General features: G+C 62.1%; 16 protein-coding genes. All 16 read left to right on the top strand.

What is annotated here, in order from left to right; all coding sequences use genetic code 11:
- Nucleotides 1–41: 41 nt before the first annotated feature.
- The 16 genes from mraZ to lpxC all read left to right on the top strand — a co-directional run bounded on the left by mraZ (nucleotide 42) and on the right by lpxC (nucleotide 17,826).
- A complete protein-coding gene (mraZ, locus tag IF690_RS24405) occupies nucleotides 42–497 on the top strand; it encodes a division/cell wall cluster transcriptional repressor MraZ (protein ID WP_003205355.1) in 456 nt (151 codons plus the stop codon).
- Nucleotides 494–1,441, top strand: coding sequence for a 16S rRNA (cytosine(1402)-N(4))-methyltransferase RsmH (rsmH, locus tag IF690_RS24400; protein ID WP_164486524.1), 948 nt, complete (start codon nucleotides 494–496; stop codon nucleotides 1,439–1,441). Before mraZ ends, rsmH begins: the two co-directional genes overlap by 4 nt.
- Nucleotides 1,438–1,731 carry a cell division protein FtsL gene (gene ftsL, locus IF690_RS24395; protein ID WP_009050721.1) on the top strand — a complete coding sequence of 98 codons (294 nt, stop codon included), beginning with the start codon at nucleotides 1,438–1,440 and terminating at the stop codon, nucleotides 1,729–1,731. The genes rsmH and ftsL overlap by 4 nt, the downstream gene beginning before the upstream one ends.
- Nucleotides 1,731–3,455 carry a peptidoglycan D,D-transpeptidase FtsI family protein gene (locus IF690_RS24390; protein WP_164486318.1) on the top strand — a complete coding sequence of 575 codons (1,725 nt, stop codon included), beginning with the start codon at nucleotides 1,731–1,733 and terminating at the stop codon, nucleotides 3,453–3,455. The genes ftsL and IF690_RS24390 overlap by 1 nt, the downstream gene beginning before the upstream one ends.
- Nucleotides 3,455–4,918 carry a UDP-N-acetylmuramoyl-L-alanyl-D-glutamate--2,6-diaminopimelate ligase gene (locus IF690_RS24385; RefSeq protein ID WP_202697697.1) on the top strand — a complete coding sequence of 488 codons (1,464 nt, stop codon included), beginning with the start codon at nucleotides 3,455–3,457 and terminating at the stop codon, nucleotides 4,916–4,918. The genes IF690_RS24390 and IF690_RS24385 overlap by 1 nt, the downstream gene beginning before the upstream one ends.
- Entirely contained in the window at nucleotides 4,911–6,278 is a 1,368-nt protein-coding gene (locus IF690_RS24380; RefSeq protein WP_202697696.1) for a UDP-N-acetylmuramoyl-tripeptide--D-alanyl-D-alanine ligase, read from the top strand. The genes IF690_RS24385 and IF690_RS24380 overlap by 8 nt, the downstream gene beginning before the upstream one ends.
- On the top strand, nucleotides 6,278–7,360 hold the full coding sequence (gene mraY / locus IF690_RS24375; protein WP_023967283.1) for a phospho-N-acetylmuramoyl-pentapeptide-transferase: 1,083 nt from the start codon (nucleotides 6,278–6,280) through the stop codon (nucleotides 7,358–7,360). The genes IF690_RS24380 and mraY overlap by 1 nt, the downstream gene beginning before the upstream one ends.
- A gap of 5 nt (nucleotides 7,361–7,365) precedes the next feature.
- The gene (murD, locus tag IF690_RS24370) at nucleotides 7,366–8,712 is read left to right on the top strand and encodes a UDP-N-acetylmuramoyl-L-alanine--D-glutamate ligase (protein WP_023967281.1); all 1,347 of its coding nucleotides are present in this window, start codon (nucleotides 7,366–7,368) and stop codon (nucleotides 8,710–8,712) included.
- Nucleotides 8,709–9,926 carry a putative lipid II flippase FtsW gene (gene ftsW / locus IF690_RS24365; protein ID WP_135006900.1) on the top strand — a complete coding sequence of 406 codons (1,218 nt, stop codon included), beginning with the start codon at nucleotides 8,709–8,711 and terminating at the stop codon, nucleotides 9,924–9,926. The genes murD and ftsW overlap by 4 nt, the downstream gene beginning before the upstream one ends.
- Entirely contained in the window at nucleotides 9,916–10,986 is a 1,071-nt protein-coding gene (gene murG / locus IF690_RS24360) for an undecaprenyldiphospho-muramoylpentapeptide beta-N-acetylglucosaminyltransferase (RefSeq protein ID WP_009050717.1), read from the top strand. The genes ftsW and murG overlap by 11 nt, the downstream gene beginning before the upstream one ends.
- Complete coding sequence (gene murC, locus IF690_RS24355; RefSeq protein WP_009050716.1) at nucleotides 10,979–12,436, top strand: UDP-N-acetylmuramate--L-alanine ligase; 1,458 nt, start codon at nucleotides 10,979–10,981, stop codon at nucleotides 12,434–12,436. The genes murG and murC overlap by 8 nt, the downstream gene beginning before the upstream one ends.
- A complete protein-coding gene (locus IF690_RS24350) occupies nucleotides 12,433–13,401 on the top strand; it encodes a D-alanine--D-alanine ligase (protein WP_202697695.1) in 969 nt (322 codons plus the stop codon). Before murC ends, IF690_RS24350 begins: the two co-directional genes overlap by 4 nt.
- 4 nt (nucleotides 13,402–13,405) lie before the next feature.
- Nucleotides 13,406–14,272 (top strand): cell division protein FtsQ/DivIB, encoded by an 867-nt coding sequence (locus IF690_RS24345; protein WP_007922133.1) that lies wholly within the window; start codon nucleotides 13,406–13,408, stop codon nucleotides 14,270–14,272.
- Nucleotides 14,273–14,286: 14 nt separating this feature from the next.
- The gene (gene ftsA, locus IF690_RS24340; protein WP_202697694.1) at nucleotides 14,287–15,546 is read left to right on the top strand and encodes a cell division protein FtsA; all 1,260 of its coding nucleotides are present in this window, start codon (nucleotides 14,287–14,289) and stop codon (nucleotides 15,544–15,546) included.
- A 65-nt stretch (nucleotides 15,547–15,611) separates the two neighbouring features.
- Nucleotides 15,612–16,802: a cell division protein FtsZ gene (gene ftsZ, locus IF690_RS24335; protein WP_007922129.1), complete on the top strand. Its 1,191-nt coding sequence runs from the start codon at nucleotides 15,612–15,614 to the stop codon at nucleotides 16,800–16,802.
- A gap of 112 nt (nucleotides 16,803–16,914) precedes the next feature.
- Entirely contained in the window at nucleotides 16,915–17,826 is a 912-nt protein-coding gene (gene lpxC, locus IF690_RS24330) for a UDP-3-O-acyl-N-acetylglucosamine deacetylase (protein WP_009045509.1), read from the top strand.
- The last annotated feature ends 77 nt before the right edge of the window (nucleotides 17,827–17,903 follow it).

Genomic DNA, 17,903 nt, shown 5'->3' with positions numbered 1-17,903 from the left:
TTTTTTGGACGTAAAACGCTAAAATTTGGAGAAACGCTGACGTGTTTCGCGGAGCTAACGCTATCAGTCTCGACGCAAAGGGCCGTCTCGCCATGCCGAGCCGGTACCGTGACGAGCTCGTTTCGCGTAGTTCCGGGCAACTTATCGTCACTATTGATGCCGTTGATCCGTGTTTGTGTGTCTACCCCCTCGATGAGTGGGAAATTATTGAAACCAAGCTGCGTGCGCTGCCTTCGCTGCGGGAAGAAAACCGTCGCTTGCAGCGTTTGTTGATTGGTAATGCCGTCGACCTCGAACTCGATGGCAGTGGTCGTTTTCTGGTTCCACCGCGTCTGCGCGAATACGCCAAGTTGGATAAGCGCGCAATGTTGGTAGGCCAACTGAACAAGTTCCAGCTGTGGGACGAGGATGCCTGGAATGCTGTTTCTGCAGCGGACCTGGCAGCTATTCAACAACCGGGCGCCATGCCTGATGAACTGCGTGATTTGATCCTGTGACTATTGATAGCGGCTTTAACCACATCACCGTACTGCTTGACGAAGCCGTCGAGGCTCTCGCCGTACGTCCTGATGGCTGCTATCTGGATGGCACCTTCGGTCGCGGCGGCCATAGTCGTTTGATCCTCAGCAAGCTTGGGCCGGATGGTCGGCTGCTCGGATTCGACAAAGATCCTCAAGCGATTGCCACCGGGCAAGCGCTAGCGGCCGAAGACGGCCGCTTTGTCGTTGTGCAGCGCAGCTTTGCCGAGCTGGGTTCGGAAGTGGCCGAGCGCGGCCTGGATGGCAAGGTCAGCGGCGTGCTGCTCGACCTGGGTGTGTCTTCGCCGCAGCTCGATGATCCTGAGCGCGGCTTCAGTTTTCTCAATGATGGTCCCTTGGATATGCGCATGGACCCGTCCCGCGGCATCAGTGCGGCGGAGTTCGTCAATACTGCACCGGTGGAAGAAATCGCCCGTGTGTTCAAGGAATACGGCGAAGAGCGTTTCTCCGGTCGCATGGCCCGCGCCGTGGCTGAGCGCCGCGACATCAAGCCGTTCGAGCGCACCGCCGACCTGGCGGAGGTCTTGAAAGTTGCCAACCCGGCTTGGGAAAAGGGCAAGAACCCGGCTACCCGCGCGTTCCAGGGGCTGCGCATTCACGTCAACAACGAACTGGGTGATCTGGAAGCCGGCCTTGAAGCCGCGCTGGAATGCCTGGAAGTCGGCGGTCGCTTGGTGGTTATCAGTTTCCACTCGCTGGAAGACCGCATCGTCAAATTATTCATGCGCAAGCTGGTGAAGGGCGAAGCGGACAACCTGCCTCGAAATCTACCGGTACGCCATGTGGCTTTCGAGCCGAAAATCAAAATCCATGGCAAAGCACAGACGGCCTCCGATGCCGAGCTCAAAGCCAATCCGCGTGCCCGTAGTGCTGTTATGCGCGTTGCGGAGAAGCTGCGGTGAGCAAGCTCTTCGCCAAGCCACTTCCAGGCGGAAGCTTTTTCATGCTTCTGCTGTTCATCGGCGTTCTGGTGTCCGCGATTGCGGTGTCCTACAGCGCGCACTGGAATCGCCAGCTGCTCAATACGCTTTATGGCGAGTTGAGTGTGCGCGACAAGGCGCAAGCGGAGTGGGGACGACTGATTCTCGAGCAAAGCACCTGGACCGCCCATAGCCGGATCGAAGTGCTGGCCACCGAACAACTGAAAATGCGTATTCCCGGCGCGGCAGAAGTCCAGATGGTGGCGCCATGATGAAGCTTGAAGGCGCACTCTTTCCCTGGCGGTTCCGCCTGGTGCTGGGCTTGCTCGGCATCATGGTGGCGGCGATCGCCTGGCGCATCATCGATCTGCAGGTCGTCGATCGCGACTTCCTCAAGGGGCAGGGCGACGCGCGCAGCGTTCGGCATATTCCGATCCCGGCTCACCGTGGCCTGATCACCGACCGTAACGGCGAGCCGCTGGCGGTCAGTACGCCGGTGACCACCCTGTGGGCGAACGCCAAGGAAATGCAACTGGCCAAGGACAAGTGGCCAGCATTGGCTGCTGCCTTGGGGCAAGATCCCAAAGCGCTGGCCGAGCGCCTTGAGGCACAAGCCAATAAAGAGTTCATCTACCTGGTGCGTGGCCTGACGCCCGAGCAGGGTCAGCAGGTGCTCGATCTCAAGGTGCCAGGGGTCTATGGCATCGAAGAGTTCCGGCGCTTCTATCCGGCCGGTGAAGTGACCGCGCACATGGTCGGTTTCACCGACATCGACGACCGCGGTCGCGAGGGGGTCGAACTGGCCTATGACGAATGGCTGGCCGGGGTCCCGGGCAAACGCCAGGTCATCAAGGACCGGCGCGGCAGACTGATCAAGGATGTCCAGGTCACCAAAAACGCCAAGGCCGGCAAGCCCTTGGCGTTGTCGATTGACCTGCGTCTGCAATACCTGGCCAACCGCGAACTGCGCAATGCCATCGTCGAGAATGGCGCCAAGGCCGGCAGCCTGGTCATCATGGATGTGAAGACCGGCGAGATCCTGGCCATGGTCAACCAGCCGACCTACAACCCGAACAACCGTCGCAACCTGCAACCGGCGATGATGCGCAACCGCGCCATGATCGACGTGTTCGAGCCGGGTTCGACCATGAAAGCCATCTCCATGAGCGCGGCGCTGGAAACCGGCCGCTGGAAACCGAGCGACACCGTCGAGGTGTATCCAGGCACGCTGCAGATCGGCAAATACACTATTCGCGACGTATCCAAGACCGAAGGCGCGGTGCTCGATCTCACCGGGATCCTGATCAATTCCAGTAACGTCGGCATGAGCAAGATCGCCTTCGATATCGGCGGCGAAGCGATCTTCCGCCTGGCCCAGAAAATCGGCCTCGGCCAGGATACCGGCCTCGGCTTCCCGGGCGAACGTGTCGGCAACCTGCCGAACTACCGCGAGTGGCGTAAGGCCGAGACGGCCACGCTGTCGTACGGTTACGGCATCTCGGTGACCGCGATCCAGTTGGTTCACGCCTTCTCGGCGCTGGCCAACAACGGTCGCATCGCACCGCTGACTCTGATCAAAACCGACAAGACCCCGGAAACCACCCAGGTGATTCCGGAGAAAGTCGCCAAGACCATGCAAGGCATGTTGCAGCAGGTGATCGAGGCTCCGCGTGGCGTGTTCCGTGCCCAGGTGCCGGCTTATCACGTGGCCGGCAAGAGTGGTACCGCGCGTAAGACGTCGGTCGGCACCAAGGGTTATGCCGAGAACTCCTACCGCTCGCTGTTCGCCGGTTTCGGCCCGATGAGCGATCCGCGTTACGCCATCGTCGTGGTGATCGACGAGCCGAGCAAGGCCGGCTACTTCGGTGGCCTGGTATCGGCACCGGTGTTCAGCAAAGTGATGTCCGGCACCCTGCGTCTGATGAATATCTCGCCGGACAACCTGCCACCCACCCAACAAGCCAATGCGGCACCAGCTAAAGGAGGGCGCGGCTGATGTCTCTTAGCCTGAACAAGATTTTCGCCCACGCTGGTCGTGATCTGCTGATTCGCGAACTGACCCTGGACAGCCGCAATGTGCGCGCCGGCGATCTGTTTCTCGCGGTTCCTGGCGGCAAGTTCGATGGCCGTGCACACATCGCCGATGCCTTGCAGCGCGGTGCGGCTGCAGTGGCTTATGAAGTCGAAGGCGCGACCGTTCTGCCGATTACCGACGTGCCGCTGATTCCGGTCAAAGGCCTGGCGGCGCAGCTGTCGGATATCGCCGGGCGTTTTTATGGCGACCCGAGTCGTCAGCTCAACCTGATTGGCGTGACCGGCACCAACGGCAAGACCAGCGTGACCCAGTTGGTCGCGCAAGCGCTCGACCTGCTGGGCCAGCACTGCGGTATTGTCGGCACCCTCGGCAGCGGTTTTTATGGTGCACTGCAAAGCGGGATGCACACCACGCCGAATCCGATTGCCGTGCAGGCCACCCTGGCCGACCTGAAAAAGGCCGGTGCCAAAGCTGTGGCGATGGAAGTGTCGTCCCATGGTCTGGACCAGGGGCGGGTCAGTGCCCTGGCTTTCGATGTGGCGGTGCTGACCAACCTGTCGCGCGACCACCTGGATTATCACGGCACCATGGAAGCCTATGGCTCCACCAAGGCCAAGCTGTTCGGCTGGAGCGACCTGGGGTGCCGTGTCATCAACCTCGACGATGAGTTCGGTCGGCTGCTGGCCAGTGACGAGCAGGATTCGCGGTTGATCACCTACAGCCTCGAGGATCCGCGGGCCTATCTGTACTGCCGCGAAGCGCAATTCGATGACGAAGGCGTGCGTGCAACCCTGGTGACTCCGCAGGGTGAGCATCATCTGCGCAGCACCTTGCTCGGTCGTTTCAACCTGAGCAACGTCCTGGCTGCTGTCGGCGCCTTGCTTGGCCTGGATTACGCCCTCGACGAAATCCTCCACATACTGCCGAAACTGGAAGGTCCGGCCGGTCGCATGCAGCGCCTGGGTGGCGGTTCGCAACCGCTGGTGGTGGTCGATTACGCCCATACCCCGGATGCCCTGGAAAAAGTATTGCTGGCCCTGCGTCCCCACGCCAAGGGCCGTTTGCTGTGCCTGTTCGGCTGCGGTGGCGATCGCGATCGCGGCAAGCGTCCGCTGATGGCGGAAGTAGTCGAACGCCTGGCCGATGGTGTGCTAGTCACCGACGACAACCCGCGTACGGAAGATCCAGCGCAGATTTTCGACGACATTCGTGCCGGTTTCAGTGCGGTCGACAAGATCGAGTTCGTCTCCGGTCGCGGTCCGGCCATCGCCCAACTGATCGCCGGCGCTTCGGCCGATGACGTCATTGTCCTGGCCGGTAAAGGCCATGAGGACTATCAGGAAATCAACGGCGTGCGTCTCGACTTCTCCGATCTGGTGGAAGCCGACCGGGCGCTGACCGCGTGGGAGGTGGCCCATGCTTAAGGCCCTGAAACTCAGTGAACTGAGCGGACCGCTGGCGGGGCGTCTGCTGGCGGGTGATTGCAGCTTCGATGGCGTGAGCATCGACAGCCGGGCGATCAAGCCGGGCCAGCTCTTTATTGCCCTGGCCGGCCCGCGTTTCGACGGGCACGACTACCTGAATGAAGTCGCCACCAAAGGCGCCGTCGGTGCCCTGGTCGAACGCGAAGTACCAGATAGCACGCTGCCGCAGTTGCTGGTCAGCGATACCCGGCGGGCTCTCGGCCAGTTGGGAGCGTTGAATCGCGCGGCTTTCACCAAGCCTGTCGCGGCGATTACCGGCTCCAGCGGCAAGACCACGGTCAAGGAAATGCTCGCGAGCATTCTGCGTACGCGCGGGCCGGTGCTTGCCACGCGCGGCAACCTGAACAATGACTTGGGCGCACCCTTGACTTTGCTGGAACTGGCCCCGGAGCACACTGCGGCCGTGATCGAGCTGGGGGCTTCGCGCATCGGCGAAATTGCCTACACCGTGGCGATGACCAAGCCGCATGTCGCCATCATCAATAACGCCGGTACTGCTCATGTTGGCGAGTTTGGCGGGCCGGAAAAAATCGTCGAGGCCAAAGGCGAAATCCTTGAAGGGCTGGATGCTTCCGGTATCGCCGTGCTCAATCTCGACGACAAGGCCTTCCCGATCTGGAAAGCTCGCGCCGCCGGCCGTCAGGTGCTGAGTTTTGCCCTGACCAACAATGCCGCCGACTTTTACGCCTCGGATATCCAGCGCGATGCCCGTGGCTGCCCGAACTTCACCTTGCACGCGGGTAACGGCTCCGAGCGGATCCAGTTGAACCTGTTGGGCACCCATAACGTGGCCAATGCCCTGGCCGCCGCCGCTGCCGCTCATGCCCTGGGCGTGTCGCTGTTCGGCATCGCCACCGGGCTCAACGCGGTGCAGCCGGTCAAGGGCCGCACCGTCGCCCAGCTGGCGAAAAACGGCATGCGGGTCATCGACGACACCTATAACGCGAACCCCACGTCAATGTGCGCGGCGGTTGATATACTCGCCGGCTTTTCCGGCCGCACCGTCCTGGTGCTCGGAGATATCGGCGAGTTGGGCGATTGGGCGGAGCAGGGGCACCGCGAAGTGGGTGCTTATGCCGCTGGCAAGGTGTCGGCGCTCTACGCCGTGGGTCCGATGATGGCCCACGCGGTCGCAGCCTTCGGTGAGCACGCCCGACACTTCGCCAGCCAGGCCGAGCTGATCGCAGCCCTGGGCGCCGAGCAAGATACAAACACCACTATTTTGATCAAGGGATCGCGCAGCGCGGTGATGGAAAACATCGTCGCGGCTTTGTGTGGTTCCAGCACGGAGAAACATTGATGCTGCTGCTGCTAGCGGAGTACCTGCAACAGTTCTACAAAGGCTTCGCGGTCTTTCAGTACCTGACCCTGCGCGGGATTCTCGGGGTACTGACTGCACTGGTGCTGTCCTTGTGGCTGGGGCCGTGGATGATCCGCACTTTGCAGACCCGTCAGATCGGCCAGGCCGTGCGTAACGACGGTCCGCAATCGCACCTCTCCAAGTCGGGCACCCCGACCATGGGCGGCGCGCTGATCCTTTCGGCAATCGGTATCAGCACCCTGCTGTGGGCCGACCTGAGCAACCGTTATGTGTGGGTGGTGTTGCTGGTCACCTTGTTGTTCGGCGCCATCGGCTGGGTCGATGACTATCGCAAGGTGATCGAGAAGAACTCCCGTGGTTTGCCTAGCCGCTGGAAGTACTTCTGGCAGTCGGTATTTGGCCTGGGCGCGGCGGTCTTCCTGTATGTCACCGCGCAAACCCCGGTCGAAACCACCTTGCTGATCCCCATGCTCAAGGACGTCAGCATTCCGCTGGGCATCGGCTTCGTGGTCCTGACCTATTTCGTGATCGTAGGCTCCAGCAATGCGGTCAACCTGACCGATGGCCTCGACGGCCTGGCAATCATGCCGACCGTGATGGTGGGCGGCGCCCTGGGCATCTTCTGCTACCTGTCGGGTAACGTGAAATTCGCCGAGTACCTGCTGATTCCCTATGTCCCGGGCGCGGGTGAACTGATTGTGTTCTGCGGCGCGCTGATCGGTGCCGGGCTGGGCTTCCTGTGGTTCAACACCTATCCGGCACAGGTCTTCATGGGCGACGTCGGCGCACTGGCGCTGGGCGCGGCCCTGGGCACCATCGCGGTGATCGTTCGCCAGGAAATCGTCCTGTTCATCATGGGCGGCGTGTTCGTGATGGAAACCCTGTCGGTGGTCATTCAGGTTGCCTCCTTCAAGTTGACCGGTCGTCGTGTATTCCGCATGGCGCCGATTCACCACCACTTTGAACTCAAGGGCTGGCCCGAGCCGCGTGTGATCGTCCGTTTCTGGATCATCACCGTGATTCTCGTGCTGATCGGCCTTGCCACCCTGAAGCTGAGGTAGAACGAGTGTCTCTGATCGCTTCTGACCACTTCCGCATCGTTGTCGGTCTCGGCAAGAGCGGCATGTCCCTGGTTCGCTTCCTGGCGAACCGGGGCGTGTCGTTTGCCGTAGCCGATACGCGGGAAAATCCACCGGAACTGGCCACGCTGCGCCGTGACTATCCGCATGTGGAAGTGCGTTGTGGCGAGCTGGACGTAGACTTCCTGTGCCGTGCCGACGAGCTCTACGTGAGCCCCGGCCTGGCCCTGGCGACCCCGGCCCTGCAAGCCGCCGCTGCCCGTGGGGTGAAACTCTCCGGCGATATCGAGCTGTTCGCGCGTAACGCGAAGGCGCCGATCGTCGCCATCAGCGGTTCCAATGCGAAAAGCACCGTGACCACCCTGGTGGGGGAAATGGCAGCAGCGGCGGGCAAGCGGGTCGCCGTGGGTGGAAACCTGGGTACCCCGGCCCTGGACTTGCTCAGCGACGACGTCGAGCTGTACGTCATGGAACTGTCCAGCTTCCAGCTGGAGACCACCGATCAGCTGGGTGCCGAAGTGGCCACCGTGCTGAATATCAGCGAAGACCACATGGACCGCTACAGCGGCCTGCCGGCGTATCACCTGGCCAAGCACCGGATCTTCCGGGGCGCCCGGCAAGTGGTGTTCAACCGCCAGGATGCCCTGACCCGGCCATTGATCGGCGAAGGCCTGCCGTGCTGGACCTTCGGCTTGAGCAAACCCGACTTCAAGGCGTTCGGCCTGCGGGAGGAGAACGGCGAGAAATACCTGGCCTTCGAATTCCAGAACCTGATGCCGGTGCGCGAGCTGAAGATCCGCGGCGCCCATAACCAGGCCAACGCCCTGGCGGCGCTGGCCCTGGGGCATGCGGTCGGCCTGCCGTTCGACGCCATGCTCTCGGCCCTGCGTACCTTCGCCGGCCTCGAGCACCGTTGCCAGTGGGTTCGCGACCTGGATGGCGTGGGTTATTACAACGACTCCAAGGCCACCAACGTTGGCGCCGCACTGGCGGCCATCGAAGGCCTGGGCGCGGACATCGAAGGCAAGATCGTGCTGATCGCCGGTGGCGACGGCAAGGGTGCCGAGTTCAAGGACCTGCGCGACCCGGTGGCGGCCAACTGCCGCGCCGTGATCCTGATGGGTCGCGATTCCGACAAGATCGGCGAGGCCATCGGCGATGCCGTGCCGCTGATTCGTGTCGGCTCCCTGGTCGAAGCCGTGGCGCAATGCCGTACCACCGCCCAGGCCGGTGACGTGGTGCTGCTGTCGCCGGCCTGTGCCAGTTTCGACATGTTCAAGAATTACGAAGACCGTGGCCACCAGTTCGTCCGCGCCGTGGAGGATCTGGCATGAACCTGAGAGACATCATCAAGCCTTATCCATCGCCGATCATTACCGGGCGCGGCGTCGACCTCGACTTCCCGATGCTCGCCGGCTGCCTGACGCTGCTCGGCCTCGGGTTGATCATGATTGCCTCGGCCTCCACCGAAGTGGCGGCGGCGCAGTCGGGTAGTGCCCTGTACTACATGATTCGCCACCTGATCTATGTGGTGCTGGGCCTGGGTGCCTGCATCGTCACCATGATGATTCCGATCGCCACCTGGCAACGCCTGGGCTGGATGATGCTGCTCGGGGCCTTCGGTTTGCTGGTGATGGTGATCATTCCGGGGATCGGCCGCGAAGTGAACGGTTCGATGCGCTGGATCGGCTTCAGTTTCTTCAACGTCCAGCCTTCCGAGATTGCCAAGGTATTCGTGGTGATCTACCTCGCCGGTTACCTGGTGCGTCGCCAGAAAGAAGTGCGCGAAAGCTGGATGGGCTTCTTCAAGCCGTTCATCGTGCTGTTGCCAATGGCCGGCCTGCTGCTGATGGAACCGGACTTCGGTGCCACCGTGGTGATGATGGGGGCCGCGGCGGCGATGCTGTTCCTCGGTGGGGTCGGGCTGTTCCGTTTTTCCTTGATGGTGGTGCTGGCGGTCGCGGCGGTGGTCTTGCTGATTCAGATGCAGCCCTATCGAATGGCGCGCCTGACCAACTTTGCCGACCCTTGGGCCGACCAGTTCGGCGCGGGATACCAGCTGTCCCAGGCCTTGATCGCTTTTGGCCGTGGCGAGTGGCTGGGCGTTGGCCTGGGCAATAGTGTGCAGAAGCAGTTCTACCTGCCGGAAGCCCACACCGACTTCGTGTTCTCGGTCCTGGCCGAAGAGCTGGGCGCCGTCGGTTCCCTGTGTACGGTGGCGCTGTTCGTCTTCGTCTGTATCCGTGGCATGTACATCGGCCTGTGGGCCGAGAAAGCCAAGCAGTTCTTTGCCGCCTATGTCGCTTATGGCCTGTCGTTCCTGTGGATCGGCCAGTTCCTGATCAACATCGGGGTGAACGTCGGTTTGCTGCCGACCAAAGGCCTGACCTTGCCGTTCCTCAGTTATGGCGGCAGTTCGTTGGTGATCTGCTGCGCCTGTCTTGGCCTGCTGCTGCGCATCGAGTGGGAAAGTCGGACCCACCTGGGCAGCGAAGAGATGGAGTTCAGCGAGAGCGACTTCGCCGAGGAGCCAAGCCATGGGCGCTAATGTGCTGATCATGGCCGGCGGCACCGGCGGTCACGTGTTCCCGGCGCTGGCCTGTGCCCGTGAGTTCCAGGCGCGCGGTTATACCGTGCACTGGCTCGGCACCCCGCGTGGCATCGAAAATGAGCTGGTGCCGAACGCCGGCCTGCAACTGCACCTGATCAACGTCAGCGGCCTGCGGGGCAAGAGCAAGCTGTCGCTGCTCAAGGCGCCATTCGTGCTGCTCAAGGCGGTGCTGCAGGCGCGCCGGATCATTCGTCAGCTCAAGCCGGTCTGCGTGCTGGGCTTTGGCGGTTATGTGACCGGTCCTGGCGGCGTCGCGGCAAAACTATCCGGTGTGCCGGTGATCGTTCATGAACAGAACGCGGTCGCCGGTACCGCCAATCGGCTGCTGGTGCCGTTGTCGGCCCGAGTCTGCGAAGCTTTCCCGGACACCTTTGGTGCCTCCAGCAGCCGGCGTACCACCGGCAACCCGGTGCGCACCGAGCTGTTCCTCGATACACCGCGCGAGGCTTTGGCCGGACGCAAGGCGCGTTTGCTGATCCTGGGTGGAAGCCTGGGAGCAGAGCCGTTGAACAAGTTGCTGCCTGAAGCCCTGGCGCTGGTCTCCCCCGAGTTGCGTCCGGAAGTGTTTCATCAGGCCGGCAAAAACCATGATGAAGTGACTGCAGAGCGCTATCGCGCCGCTGGCGTCGAGGCGCAGGTGCAGCCGTTCATCAAAGACATGGCCCAAGCCTACGGCTGGGCTGACCTGGTGGTCTGTCGCGCGGGCGCGTTGACCGTCAGTGAACTGGCTGCCGCCGGTCTGCCTTCGATGCTCGTGCCTTTGCCTCACGCCATCGACGATCACCAGACCCGCAATGCCGACTATTTGGCCCGTGAAGGCGCTGCCTTCCTGATGCCGCAGAGAACGACTGGCGCAGCGGACCTTGCCGCTCGCCTGACAGAGGTTTTGATGCAACCGGAACGACTCAACAGCATGGCCGACGCAGCTCGTCGCCTGGCCAAACCCGATGCCACCCGTAGCGTGGTCGATATCTGCCTGGAGGTGGCCCATGGTTGAGAATCAGAAAGCCATGCCACAACCGGAAATGCGCCGCATCCGTCGCATCCACTTCGTCGGTATCGGCGGCGTGGGCATGTGCGGGATCGCCGAAGTACTGCTGAACCTGGGCTACCAGGTCTCCGGCTCCGACCTCAAGGCGTCGCCGGTTACCGAGCGCCTGGAGTCCTTCGGTGCGCAGATCTTCATCGGCCACCGTGCCGAGAACGCCGCCAACGCCGATGTACTGGTGGTGTCCAGCGCCGTGAACACCTCCAACCCGGAAGTGGCCACTGCCCTGGAACGCCGCATCCCGGTGGTGCCGCGTGCGGAAATGCTGGCCGAGCTGATGCGCTACCGCCACGGCGTCGCCGTGGCCGGTACTCACGGCAAGACCACCACCACCAGCCTGCTGGCCTCGGTATTCGCCGCCGGCGGCCTGGATCCGACCTTCGTCATCGGTGGCCGGCTGAACGCAGCCGGGACCAATGCACAGCTGGGCACCAGCCGCTACCTGATCGCCGAAGCCGATGAAAGCGACGCCAGCTTCCTGCACTTGCAGCCGCTGGTGGCCGTGGTGACCAACATCGACGCCGACCATATGGCGACCTACGACGGTGACTTCAACAAGCTGAAGAAAACCTTCGTCGAATTCCTGCACAACCTGCCGTTCTATGGCCTGGCCGTGCTGTGCCTGGACGACCCGGTGGTGCGTGAGATCCTGCCGCAGGTCAAGCGTCCGACCGTCACCTACGGTTTCAACGAAGACGCCGATGTCCGTGCGATCAATGTGCGCCAGCAGGGCATGCAGACCTTCTTCACCGTGCTGCGTCCCGATCGCGAGCCGCTGGATGTCTCGGTGAACATGCCGGGCAACCACAACGTGCTGAACGCGCTGGCGACCATCTGCATCGCCACCGACGAAGGCATCAGCGATGAAGCCATCGTCCAGGGCCTGTCGGGCTTCCAGGGCGTGGGGCGACGCTTCCAGGTCTACGGCGAGCTGCCGGTGGAAGGCGGCAACGTGATGCTGGTGGACGACTATGGCCACCACCCGACCGAAGTCGCGGCGGTGATCAAGGCCGTGCGTGGTGGCTGGCCTGAGCGCCGCCTGGTGATGGTCTACCAGCCGCACCGTTTCAGCCGCACCCGCGACCTGTACGACGATTTCGTCCAGGTGCTGGCGGACGCCAACGTCCTGCTGTTGATGGAAGTCTATCCGGCGGGCGAAGAGCCGATCCCGGGGGCGGACAGTCGTCAGCTGTGCCACAGCATCCGTCAGCGCGGTCAGCTGGACCCGATCTACATCGAGCGTGGGGTCGACCTCGCGCCGCTGGTCAAGCCGCTGCTGCGTGCCGGTGACATCCTGCTGTGCCAGGGCGCCGGCGATATCGGCGGTCTGGCGCCGAAGCTGTTGAACAGTCCGTTGTTCGCGGGTGCCGTGCCTGCCGGTCAGGGGAAGTCGAAATGACCGCCGCCTACGCCTCTCTGTTTTCGACCCTCGCGCCGAAGGATTTCGGCCGTGTCGCCGTGCTGTTCGGCGGCAAGAGCGCCGAGCGCGAAGTCTCGCTGAAGTCCGGCAACGCCGTGCTCGAAGCCTTGCAGGGCGCCGGTGTGGACGCCTTCGGCATCGACGTCGGTGACGACTTCCTGCAGCGCCTGCTGAACGAGAAGATCGACCGCGCCTTCATCATCCTCCACGGTCGTGGCGGCGAAGACGGCAGCATGCAGGGCCTGCTGGAATGTATGGGCATTCCCTACACCGGCAGCGGCATCCTGGCTTCGGCGCTGGCGATGGACAAACTGCGTACCAAGCAGGTTTGGCACAGCCTCGGTATTCCGACGCCACGCCACGCCGTACTTGGCTCCGAGGCCGATTGTATTTCCGCGGCTACGGAACTGGGCATGCCTTTGATCGTCAAACCGGCGCATGAAGGTTCCAGTATTGGTATGGCCAAAGTGACATCCGCGTCCGAACTGATCGACGCATGGAAAGCGGCCAGCACCTACGACTCGCAAGTCTTGGTTGAACAATGGATTCAAGGTCCGGAGTTCACCATCGCCACGCTGCGCGGCCAGGTATTGCCACCGATCGCCCTGGGCACGCCCCACACGTTTTACGACTACGACGCCAAGTACCTGGCTTCCGATACCCAGTACCGGATCCCGTGCGGCCTCGACAGCGACAAAGAGCAGGAGCTCATGGACCTGACGGCGAAAGCCTGCGGGGCGCTTGGTATCGCCGGTTGGGCGCGTGCCGACGTGATGCAGGACGCCGACGGCCAGTTCTGGTTCCTGGAAGTGAATACCGCTCCCGGCATGACCGATCACAGTCTGGTTCCGATGGCGGCGCGTGCCGCCGGTCTGGATTTCCAGCAACTGGTTCTGGCCATCCTGGCGGAGAGTGTCGTCCGTAACGCAGAGCCGCGAGGTTAAGGCCATGCAAGGCGCCCAGCTACGTCATCAGCAACCCGCTCCCGGCCGCAAGCCGGTGCCGCGTGGTGCCAGCCGGATGGTGGCCAAGGAGCCGATGTCGGCGCGCCTGCCGAAAGCCAACTTTGGCGTGCTGAAAAGCCTGATGTGGCCGGTGCTGCTGGTTGCGCTGGGCTTCGGCACTTACGAGGGCGCGCAACGCCTGTTGCCCTATGCCGACCGGCCGATCACCAAGGTCGCGGTGCAGGGCGACCTGAGTTACATCAGCCAGCAGGCGGTGCAGCAGCGGATCGCGCCCTACGTCGCGGCGAGCTTCTTCACCATCGACCTGGCGAGCATGCGTACCGAGCTGGAACAGATGCCATGGATCGCTCATGCCGAGGTACGGCGTGTGTGGCCGGACCAGGTGGTGATTCGCCTGGAAGAACAACTGCCGGTGGCCCGTTGGGGCGACGAGGCGCTGTTGAACAACCAGGGCCAGGCCTTCACCCCGCGTGAACTGGCGAACTACGAGCACTTGCCACAGTTGTTCGGCCCACAGCGGGCCCAGCAGCAGGTGATGCAGCAGTACCAGGTGCTGAGCCAGATGCTGCGCCCAATGGGCTTCTCCATCGCCCGTCTGGAGTTGCGCGAGCGCGGCAGCTGGTTCCTGACCACGGGGGCCGGCAGCGCCGGTCCTGGTATCGAGCTGTTGCTCGGACGCGATCACCTGGTGGAGAAGATGCGCCGCTTCATTGCCATTTATGAAAAAACGCTGAAAGAACAGATTACGAACATCGCGCGCATCGATCTGCGTTATGCCAACGGCCTGGCCGTCGGCTGGCGGGAACCTGTAGCGCCCACGACGGCCCAACCCGCCGTCGCGAAGAATTAAGAAGAGGCAGGACCATGGTAAACGTGCAAAGCGGCAAAATGATCGTCGGTCTGGATATCGGCACCTCCAAGGTGGTGGCGCTGGTAGGCGAGGTCGCGGCCGATGGCACGCTGGAAATCGTCGGTATCGGCACCCATCCATCGCGCGGCCTGAAGAAGGGCGTGGTGGTGAATATCGAGTCCACCGTTCAATCGATCCAGCGCGCGGTAGAAGAAGCGCAACTGATGGCCGGTTGCCGTATCCACTCGGCGTTCGTCGGCGTGGCGGGCAATCACATTCGCAGCCTGAACTCCCACGGCATCGTGGCGATTCGTGATCGCGAAGTGAGTTCGGCGGACCTGGAGCGGGTACTCGACGCGGCGCAGGCCGTGGCGATTCCGGCCGACCAGCGGGTGCTGCACACCCTGCCGCAGGATTACGTGATCGATAACCAGGAAGGCGTGCGTGAGCCCCTGGGCATGTCCGGCGTGCGCCTGGAAGCCAAGGTGCACGTGGTGACCTGCGCGGTGAATGCCGCCCAGAACATCGAAAAGTGCGTGCGTCGCTGCGGCCTGGAAATCGACGACATCATTCTCGAACAGTTGGCCTCGGCCTATTCGGTACTGACCGACGACGAGAAAGAGCTGGGCGTGTGCCTGGTGGATATCGGTGGCGGTACCACCGACATCGCGATCTTCACCGAAGGCGCGATTCGCCATACCGCGGTGATCCCGATTGCCGGCGACCAGGTGACCAACGACATCGCCATGGCGTTGCGTACGCCGACCCAGTACGCCGAAGAAATCAAGATCCGTTATGCCTGCGCCCTGGCCAAGCTGGCCGGTGCCGGTGAAACCATCAAGGTGCCAAGCGTCGGCGACCGTCCACCGCGCGAGCTGTCCCGCCAGGCCCTGGCCGAAGTGGTCGAGCCGCGTTACGACGAGCTGTTCACCCTGATCCAGGCCGAACTGCGTCGCAGCGGCTACGAAGACCTGATCCCGGCCGGCATCGTGCTGACCGGCGGCACTTCGAAAATGGAAGGCGCGGTCGAACTGGCCGAAGAGATTTTCCACATGCCGGTCCGCCTGGGCGTGCCGCACACCGTCAAGGGCCTGTCCGACGTGGTGCGTAACCCGATCTATTCCACCGGCGTGGGCTTGCTGTTGTACGGGCTGCAGAAGCAGTCCGACGGTATCTCGTTCTCCGGCATTGGCAGCCGGGACAGCTACAGCAGCGACGAACCCAAGGCAGCCTTGCTCGATCGCATCAAGAGCTGGGTGCAGGGCAACTTCTGAAGATTTACCGCAACACCGTTGTAAGCAGTAGGCGAAAAAACTAGAGAAATGAAAGGAGAGGGAAAATGTTCGAACTCGTAGACAACGTCCCCGCAAGTCCGGTAATCAAGGTTATCGGTGTCGGCGGTGGCGGCGGCAACGCCGTCAATCACATGGTCAAGAGCAACATCGAAGGCGTCGAATTCATCTGCGCCAACACTGATGCTCAAGCGCTGAAAAACATCGGCGCGCGGACCATCCTGCAACTGGGCACCGGCGTGACCAAGGGCCTGGGTGCGGGTGCCAATCCAGAAGTCGGCCGTCAAGCCGCCCTGGAAGACCGCGAGCGTATCGCTGAAGTGCTGGCGGGCACCAACATGGTGTTCATCACGACCGGCATGGGCGGTGGTACCGGTACCGGTGCCGCGCCGATCATCGCCGAAGTGGCCAAGGAAATGGGCATCCTCACCGTTGCGGTGGTGACTCGTCCGTTCCCGTTCGAAGGCCGCAAGCGCATGCAGATCGCCGATGAGGGCATCCGTGCGCTGAGCGAAAGCGTCGATTCGCTGATCACCATTCCCAACGAAAAGCTGCTGACCATCCTCGGCAAGGACGCAAGCCTCTTGTCGGCTTTCGCCAAGGCCGACGACGTTCTGGCCGGTGCCGTTCGCGGTATCTCCGACATCATCAAGCGTCCGGGCATGATCAACGTCGACTTCGCCGACGTACGTACCGTGATGAGCGAAATGGGCATGGCGATGATGGGCACTGGCTGCGCCAGCGGTCCGAACCGTGCACGTGAAGCGACCGAAGCGGCAATCCGCAACCCGCTGCTGGAAGACGTGAACCTGCAAGGCGCACGCGGCATCCTGGTGAACATCACCGCAGGCCCCGACCTGTCCCTGGGCGAGTACTCCGACGTGGGTAGCATCATCGAAGCCTTCGCTTCCGAGCACGCCATGGTCAAGGTCGGTACCGTTATCGATCCGGACATGCGCGACGAGCTGCACGTGACCGTGGTTGCCACTGGTCTGGGCGCGAAAATCGAGAAACCTGTGAAGGTCATCGACAATACCGTGCAAACCTCCATGGCCGCTGCACAGGCGCCAGCCCCTGCCCGTCAGGAACTGCCGTCGGTCAACTACCGTGATCTGGACCGTCCGACCGTCATGCGCAACCAGGCCCAGGCCAGTGCTGCGACTGCGGCGAAGCTGAATCCGCAAGATGATCTGGACTATCTGGACATCCCGGCTTTCCTGCGTCGCCAGGCCGATTGATGGAATGTATCAGGGGTATTAGGGTGATTGGTGTTCAGCAAAGGTCTGGTCTGCTATTATCGCCAGCCTTTGTTGATACCAGTTCGCAATTTGCGCTGAAGCGGCCCAAGCCATGATTAAACAACGCACCCTGAAGAATATTATCCGTGCCACAGGTGTAGGCCTGCACTCTGGGGAAAAGGTTTACCTGACCCTCAAGCCTGCGCCTGTCGACACCGGCATTGTGTTTTGTCGTGCCGACCTGGACCCTGTGGTGCAGATTCCTGCTCGCGCGGAAAACGTTGGTGAAACCACTATGTCGACCACCCTGGTCAACGGTGACACCAAAGTGGACACGGTGGAGCACTTGCTCTCGGCCATGGCTGGCCTGGGCATCGATAACGCCTACGTCGAGCTCTCCGCGTCCGAAGTCCCGATCATGGATGGCAGCGCTGGACCCTTCGTATTCCTGATTCAATCTGCCGGCCTGGAAGAACAGGACGCAGCCAAGAAGTTCATCCGCATCCTTCGTGAGGTGACGGTGGAAGACGGCGACAAGCGCGCCACTTTCGTGCCTTTCGACGGTTTTAAAGTGAGCTTCGAGATCGATTTCGATCACCCGGTTTTCCGTGACCGCACCCAGAGTGCCAGCGTGGACTTTTCCAGCACGTCGTTCGTGAAGGAAGTCAGCCGCGCCCGTACCTTTGGTTTCATGAGTGATATCGAGTACCTGCGCAAGCACAACCTCGCACTCGGCGGCAGCGTGGAAAACGCCATCGTGGTCGACGCGGATGGTGTACTGAACGAGGACGGCCTTCGCTACGAAGACGAGTTCGTGAAGCACAAGATCCTCGACGCAATTGGTGACCTCTACCTGCTGGGCAATAGCCTGATAGGTGAGTTCAAAGGCTTCAAGTCGGGCCATGCACTGAACAACCAGCTTCTGCGCAAGCTCATTGAGCAGAAGGACGCTTGGGAAGTCGTGACCTTCGAAGATGCCAGCACCGCACCGATCTCTTACATGCGTCCGGTTGCGGCCGTGTAAGTAACACTCTCTTTCCTTTTGTTTTTAAAGGCTGCCTTCGGGTGGCCTTTTTTTATGCCCGCAGGTTTCTGTGCGCC

The organism is Pseudomonas sp. SK3(2021) (assembly GCF_016772375.1).
Classification (GTDB): Bacteria; Pseudomonadota; Gammaproteobacteria; order Pseudomonadales; family Pseudomonadaceae; genus Aquipseudomonas; species Aquipseudomonas chlororaphis_I.
The sequence above is the reverse complement of the archived record's forward strand: the minus strand, read 5'-3'. Positions and strand labels throughout refer to the sequence as shown.

Excerpts from the sequence above, each read along its gene's own strand:
- murC (WP_009050716.1), top strand. The coding sequence starts at position 10,979 with ATGGTTGAGAATCAGAAAGCCATGCCACAACCGGAAATGCGCCGCATC.
- IF690_RS24380 (WP_202697696.1), top strand. The coding sequence starts at position 4,911 with ATGCTTAAGGCCCTGAAACTCAGTGAACTGAGCGGACCGCTGGCGGGG.
- ftsA (WP_202697694.1), top strand. The coding sequence starts at position 14,287 with ATGGTAAACGTGCAAAGCGGCAAAATGATCGTCGGTCTGGATATCGGC.
- ftsZ (WP_007922129.1), top strand. The coding sequence starts at position 15,612 with ATGTTCGAACTCGTAGACAACGTCCCCGCAAGTCCGGTAATCAAGGTT.
- ftsW (WP_135006900.1), top strand. The coding sequence starts at position 8,709 with ATGAACCTGAGAGACATCATCAAGCCTTATCCATCGCCGATCATTACC.
- mraY (WP_023967283.1), top strand. The coding sequence starts at position 6,278 with ATGCTGCTGCTGCTAGCGGAGTACCTGCAACAGTTCTACAAAGGCTTC.
- IF690_RS24350 (WP_202697695.1), top strand. The coding sequence starts at position 12,433 with ATGACCGCCGCCTACGCCTCTCTGTTTTCGACCCTCGCGCCGAAGGAT.
- murG (WP_009050717.1), top strand. The coding sequence starts at position 9,916 with ATGGGCGCTAATGTGCTGATCATGGCCGGCGGCACCGGCGGTCACGTG.
- IF690_RS24390 (WP_164486318.1), top strand. The coding sequence starts at position 1,731 with ATGAAGCTTGAAGGCGCACTCTTTCCCTGGCGGTTCCGCCTGGTGCTG.
- IF690_RS24385 (WP_202697697.1), top strand. The coding sequence starts at position 3,455 with ATGTCTCTTAGCCTGAACAAGATTTTCGCCCACGCTGGTCGTGATCTG.
- lpxC (WP_009045509.1), top strand. The coding sequence starts at position 16,915 with ATGATTAAACAACGCACCCTGAAGAATATTATCCGTGCCACAGGTGTA.
- IF690_RS24345 (WP_007922133.1), top strand. The coding sequence starts at position 13,406 with ATGCAAGGCGCCCAGCTACGTCATCAGCAACCCGCTCCCGGCCGCAAG.